The sequence below is a fragment of the Alicyclobacillus sacchari genome (assembly GCF_004366795.1).
Taxonomy (GTDB): domain Bacteria; phylum Bacillota; class Bacilli; order Alicyclobacillales; family Alicyclobacillaceae; genus Alicyclobacillus; species Alicyclobacillus sacchari.
The window spans coordinates 1-5,697 of record NZ_SORF01000033.1; the positions used below are offsets into that span (position 1 = coordinate 1).

The following is a 5,697-nucleotide window of genomic DNA, read 5'->3' on the forward strand; positions in this document are numbered from 1 at the left end:
TTTGATTTGCCGAGGCAAAGCCGTCAAAGGCGGCACGTCGAAACTCAGCACATTCTACATGTAGGGGCAATTTACACACAAATTCGGACTTGACCGACGACCTGGAACAACTTTTGATTCGGATTCCTTTACTGGTTCTCCATGAATATCGCCACTCGGTTCCGTTTTTCCCCTTCTATCTGTCACTTTTCCCCGCCCCATGCTCAGACGAGGTAGAACACCTTTTATGTGGTTGACCTAATTGACACCGACTATCATTGACTATAGAACAAACCACAATTTGAAAGGGGGGATGAGAGGTGACGACAATCGAAAACATCAGGGATAAGTTGGAACAGATTGAGCGAGGACTATTTGAACATTCGATTCATCCAATGTCGAGTACGGAGCTGTTGCGATTGCGACAAGATGCGCTTGACCTGAAGGAGAACTTTTTGAACAGTTCTTTTATGAGTGCAAACACTATAGAGGAATTGGAGGATATTCGATTTAGGGTTTTGGAAGTGGAAGTCGGTGCTCACATTTTTGCAAGTGAGGCGATGTATCAGAGTACGGAGGAACCGATGCGGCGGCTGAATGACTTGTATCAGACGACTGCGATATAAGAGGGGGGTGTATTACTTGGCGAACGGAAAGACAGTTGATTTCGACACAAGATCGTTTAAACGTCTCATTGCATGGCAGAAGGCACAAGCCTTGACTGTAGACATATTCGCCATCACCAAAGAATTTCCAGCCGACCAGAAGTTTTCGACCGTCAGTCAGATGACCAGGTGTGCTTCGTCAATAGGGGCAAACCTGGCAGAAGGCAACAGTTCGTGTTTCCCGCGCAAGACCCTTAGTTTTTACTCAATAGCAAGGGGCAGTGCAGATGAACTGATTTCGTGGCTTGATTTGTGCCTGCGTTTAGGCTTCATCAACCAAAAGGTGCATGATGAGTTGGATGAAGCCACTCAAGAGGTTATTCGATTGATCATTGCCCTCATTCGGAAAGTCCAAAAAGACATCAACCAATCCTCCCCTGTGCCGCCACAGACCAAGAATCGGAGCGTAGACAAACGAAAACTCTTGAGCTACCCTGAAGCAAAACAGGGGGGATCGCAGGTGAACGATGACGATTTTGAGTTTGAAGTCGCAGTGTTACAATGGGAGGAGCAAGCGAAAGTAGAACGTCTGGAGTTGCTGAGAAAACAAGACCAGCTTCGGATGATGACAAGCGATGAGGGACGATTCATACCCGATGTGCCGCGAGAAGAAGGAGTTCGCTGTAGATATCGTAGAAGGTAGTTATCATGAAGAACCTCAATTAGCATTGATAAATAGATTGTTTACAATATGAGAAATTGATGGTAGTATTCGTGTGTACAATTGAATACTATATGAGAGATTTAAACTATTTTCCTCTCGATAGAACCGCGAAAGCTGGTTTGCGCGAGAGGTGATTAACTGAAACATTTAATGTTTTCCAATGGCTCAACAGGCTTAGTATGTCTGTCTGCAGAGTGTTGGAAGTTAATGTTAAGGTTACTCACCTTTGCCGCAAATCAGCTTTTTCGTTTTGCTTCAAGGGTGCGAAACCGTCAAGGATTGGAGGGAAGACAAAGCCAGGGCATTTAATTGGGTCAGCGATGTGCAAAGGATATCAAATCAAAAACTATGGATAAAGGAGAGTTTCTAATGAGCATGAACACGAAAGAGAAAAGCGTGACGATCCAGCAACTTCAACACTACTTGGCGTGCGAAAAGCTTAGCCACATTACCTCAATTTTAACGTATCGGTACGGAGTCAAGGTTACCCCCATTTCGTTCTATCCATATGGCTCTTATGAACTTGTGTTAAAGGGCGAAGAACCCGATTCGAATATATCGATCTGGTACGAGTCCAATAAAATCATCCAGAAAAAAGCGGATGAAGAGTCATTGAAAATATGGACGTATTTCGTGAGCCAACTCCCTTCTGACTATCCTATGGATAATGAGGAAAAAGCAGTGGTTGCAACATTTCCAGAAGGTGTTCAGCAAACGTGTATTTCGAATATGTCGCCTGCCGAGCGGATTCATCCAAATGAGGTAGAGTTGAGACAAAGCTTGGCATCAGAAAGACTGTCTCATATCGCTTTAATCCTGCAGTATCGATACGACATAGAAGCGGTTCCCGTGATTAAAGTCAAAGATGCCATATATCAAATTTGTGCGAAAGATTTTCGCGGCGGTGAGGATGCGGGGCACTCCTACAGCATGAAAGACATGCTCGAATGTAATGCGGAACAGGAAGCGTACTTTTTCAGGATGCTCTACTTGTGGCACACTACGTTCTCATAAGCGGCAACTATGTTATCCCGAAGGCGTTTCGTGATTTTGACGCAATTGCAGTGAAGCATGTGGCGTGGTTTATCGGTAGGAGTGACCTGTTCCACACTGCTCGCGATGAGCCAGGTGGAGTAGAGACAGACATGTACTATTTTGTTTGATGACGGCGGGCTGGGTCAGTCAAAGTGACTCCAGCCCTTGTCGTTCGGTTGGGTATGGTTATCGCTAATCAACAGAACCATTCTTATGTTGCACTTCTATCAAATCTGGAGTTAGAATTTGGACGTGAGTGCAACACAACTCTGGAGATTCAGAGACAGATTGAATGCAACAGAATTTCTGAGCGATTGAGGAGGAAAGCATGGAAGACTTAATTGAAGAATTTTCGGCGTTTCTCTCTCAGTCGAGTAAAAGTCAAAACACCATCAAAACTTACGTTTTGAACGTTCAGCAGTATTTGAAATGGTTCCGTGATACATATGGAATGGACTGCAAGCGATTGTATCGGGAGAACATTCTGGATTACAGGAATTACCTCATCAACGTGAAACGGTTTAAGGGGAAACATCTGAACGCAAAAACGGTAAATGGATATCTAAGTGCCATGGTTGCGTACAACCAATTTTTAGCTGGTAAGGGCACTCAGGATGACGTCGTGGTTGAGAAATCCGACTTCATGAAGGTGGAACTGGATTTCGCAAACCCTTGCATCATTTCAAAGAGTGATGTAGAGAAATTTAGGCAGGAAATCTTGGAGTCAGGGGATAAGCGATTGTATGCCTTGGCGACTTTGTTGGCGTATGCGGGATTGCGAATCAGTGAAGCACTCAATGTCAAGCTAACAGACCTCAGTTTAGAGGCGAAGGAAGTCGTTGTCCGTAAGGGCAAGGGCGGAAAGCAAAGGCTGGTTTATCTAAACAGCAGGATCGTTGCGGCGATTCGGGAATACATGAAAGTCCGTAAACCTGGGAGTGAGTATCTGTTTAACTCCCGCGAAACCGAGCGGGTAGACAGAACAGTCATCAATAAGCAGTTCAAGAGATTTAGCCAAGTGATCACACCCCATACTTTAAGACATTTCTATGCAACAAATGCTTTAGAGAATGGGTTTTCTGTTCATGAGGTGGCGAATCAGTGTGGTCACAAGGATCTCAAGGTTACGCTCTTGTATACAAACCCCAGCAGAAGTGAAATGAAGCGCAAAGCAGAACTGTTGTAGGGTTTCTGGATTTTGAGAATTGATTCGGGTTGCAAATCGACTCCCTCTCAATTGAGGGTCAAAAATGACATCAACAGAGGAGGAAGCATATTGCATAACATATTTGCTGGATTCCGAATTCAGGGGCAGGTTCATGGATGTACGTACACGGTTGATTCGGAGCAACAGTTCAATAAGGTCAATGAGAGGTTCCTGAACGTGTTCAACTCGAATGACGTCGCATCTCTTCGTTCAATCTTTGATTCTATCGAGTGGAAATCATTCAACGCAGAAGAAGATACGGAAAGCGGCGTGTTCTTGTTGTCGCTGTTGGAAAAAGGTATCGATGGGTATAGGAGAACAATGAGAAAAACATTGAAGTTCTTGAATCAGGGCAATGATCATTCCGATCTTCCCGATGAGGATAAATATGACTCCACCGAAGATGACCTTCTGAACTATATCAATCCCGACAATGGTCATCCAAGACTTCATGATACGGCTTCTGACTTTTTGGACGGGACTGCTTTACAAGTGTACCTTGTGGATTTCGATACCAATGAGATTCATGTATTGAAACGAGAAGGCGATACGATGGTCGCCGTTAAGTAGCCGAACGACTAAGAGAAATAAAATATGATGCACCACACGACGAGTGGGGTTCCGTTATTAAAAAAAACGGGACCCCATTGCTTTTTGTCAAAGAGCTTGCTGGGTGGACACTATAGACACCGTTTTGTCCGTAGAAAGGGATGTGATTGCAATGGCGAAACAGCCTTGGACTGACGAGAAACTCAACAAATGGCTACGCGAGGGACGCGGACAGGGTACCGATAAGTTTTATATTCCCTGGGTGAAAATCAGTGATTTCCCCAGTATCGGAAGGGCTACGCGGATATATGGGGTTAAAGTTCCAAGGATCTACCATCTGCAATCTGACGGTCAATTACGTTGCTTTCTTATATTTGAGTGGTGTGATGCAGTCGTCGATATCCGAGAATCCTTTCCAATGCTTAACTTAATGGAAACAATTGATTACAAGGACGATCTCCGCCTGGACAAATTTAGGGACAAGGAAAGTGGAGTTCCGCTGGTGCTCACGACCAGTTTCTTATTGACCGTTCGAGATGCCAACGGGAAAGAGAGATTGGTAGCGCGGAGCGTGAAAAACGCCAGCGAACTGAAACGGAATACTACGGTTGAAAATTTGGAGATCCAACGCCGATATTGGCGTGCGAAGGGTGTTGAGTGGAAGTTAATAACGGACAAGCAAATTCCAAAACAGTTCGCGAAGAACATTGCGTGGGTGCGCGAAACGTTGCTGGACGATGGTATGGATGCCAATCAAAAGGCGGAACAAGCCCGATTGTTGCATGATGATTTGGTAAGACACTCAGATTTGAAACTCAAAGACGTGCTCAGCGCCTTCGACCACAGAGAAGGGGTATCTCAGGGAACGGGACTGTACCTGTTTAGATATTTAATCGCCAAGAAGTTGATTCGCATCGATATGAATCAGAGTGTGCAGACAGTGCGGAAAGTCAGGGACGTTCTTCAGTAATGAAGGGAGTAACGGCAATGGCAATGAAACTGGTCGTGAATCAGTTGTTTGCAGACAGAAGAGGAAAGCTGTTTAGGGTCGTTTTCATAAATAAAATCACATCGATGGTTTATATCGTGGAAGTGGATAAGAACCACTTTCCGCGCCCCCTGACTTTTCTGGAGTTTGAGGAATTTGTTGAAAACCAAGAACTGCAGATGGTTGATGACAACATTGTTCGGCTGGACTCCGACAATGATTTGACCGATGTCCAAAGGGCGAAGCGGGACTTCGCATGGGAAGTTGTGCAATTTTTCTTCCAAGTGGTCGAAGGGGAACAGTATGCGTTTGTCCCTCGCTATCGTCAGCAAGCCATAAAGCAGGCATGCGAAACGTTCCACATCAGCTACAACACCGTGAAAACGTACTTGGTTCGATATTGGTCGGGAGGTGGTGTCAAAAACAGTGTTCTACCTCGGTTTGCAAACTGTGGTGCTCCAGGGCAGGAGAAAAAGATCAGCGATAAGAAACGTGGACGACCTCGTATCCGTGACGGGAATCAAGGGGTCAATGTGGATGACAAAATGAAAAAAGCGATTAGGGCTGGGTTGAACAAGCACTATTACAGCCAGAGGCAGAACAGCTTACG

The 5,697-nt window shown here is 45.1% G+C and carries 7 protein-coding genes; all 7 read left to right on the plus strand.

Features of this window, described 5'->3' with window-relative positions; translation table 11 throughout:
- Positions 1-299: 299 nt before the first annotated feature.
- On the plus strand, positions 300-605 hold the full coding sequence (locus C7445_RS13950; RefSeq protein ID WP_134161281.1) for a hypothetical protein: 306 nt from the start codon (positions 300-302) through the stop codon (positions 603-605).
- A 16-nt stretch (positions 606-621) separates the two neighbouring features.
- Positions 622-1,287, plus strand: coding sequence for a four helix bundle protein (locus C7445_RS13955; protein WP_166669174.1), 666 nt, complete (start codon positions 622-624; stop codon positions 1,285-1,287).
- Positions 1,288-1,677: 390 nt separating this feature from the next.
- On the plus strand, positions 1,678-2,322 hold the full coding sequence (locus C7445_RS13960) for a hypothetical protein (RefSeq protein ID WP_134161284.1): 645 nt from the start codon (positions 1,678-1,680) through the stop codon (positions 2,320-2,322).
- Positions 2,323-2,671: 349 nt separating this feature from the next.
- Positions 2,672-3,529, plus strand: coding sequence for a tyrosine-type recombinase/integrase (locus C7445_RS13965; RefSeq protein WP_134161286.1), 858 nt, complete (start codon positions 2,672-2,674; stop codon positions 3,527-3,529).
- 90 nt (positions 3,530-3,619) lie between these two features.
- Positions 3,620-4,120 (plus strand): hypothetical protein, encoded by a 501-nt coding sequence (locus C7445_RS13970; protein ID WP_134161288.1) that lies wholly within the window; start codon positions 3,620-3,622, stop codon positions 4,118-4,120.
- 151 nt (positions 4,121-4,271) lie between these two features.
- Positions 4,272-5,069 carry a TnsA endonuclease N-terminal domain-containing protein gene (locus C7445_RS13975; RefSeq protein ID WP_134161290.1) on the plus strand — a complete coding sequence of 266 codons (798 nt, stop codon included), beginning with the start codon at positions 4,272-4,274 and terminating at the stop codon, positions 5,067-5,069.
- Between the two features lie 17 nt (positions 5,070-5,086).
- Positions 5,087-5,697: hypothetical protein (locus C7445_RS13980; protein WP_134161292.1), on the plus strand; the 611-nt coding region annotated here is incomplete at its 3' end.

Bases quoted from the DNA above. Each gene is read 5' to 3' on its own strand.
- C7445_RS13960 (WP_134161284.1), top strand. From the start codon at position 1,678: ATGAGCATGAACACGAAAGAGAAAAGCGTGACGATCCAGCAACTTCAA.
- C7445_RS13965 (WP_134161286.1), top strand. From the start codon at position 2,672: ATGGAAGACTTAATTGAAGAATTTTCGGCGTTTCTCTCTCAGTCGAGT.
- C7445_RS13975 (WP_134161290.1), top strand. From the start codon at position 4,272: ATGGCGAAACAGCCTTGGACTGACGAGAAACTCAACAAATGGCTACGC.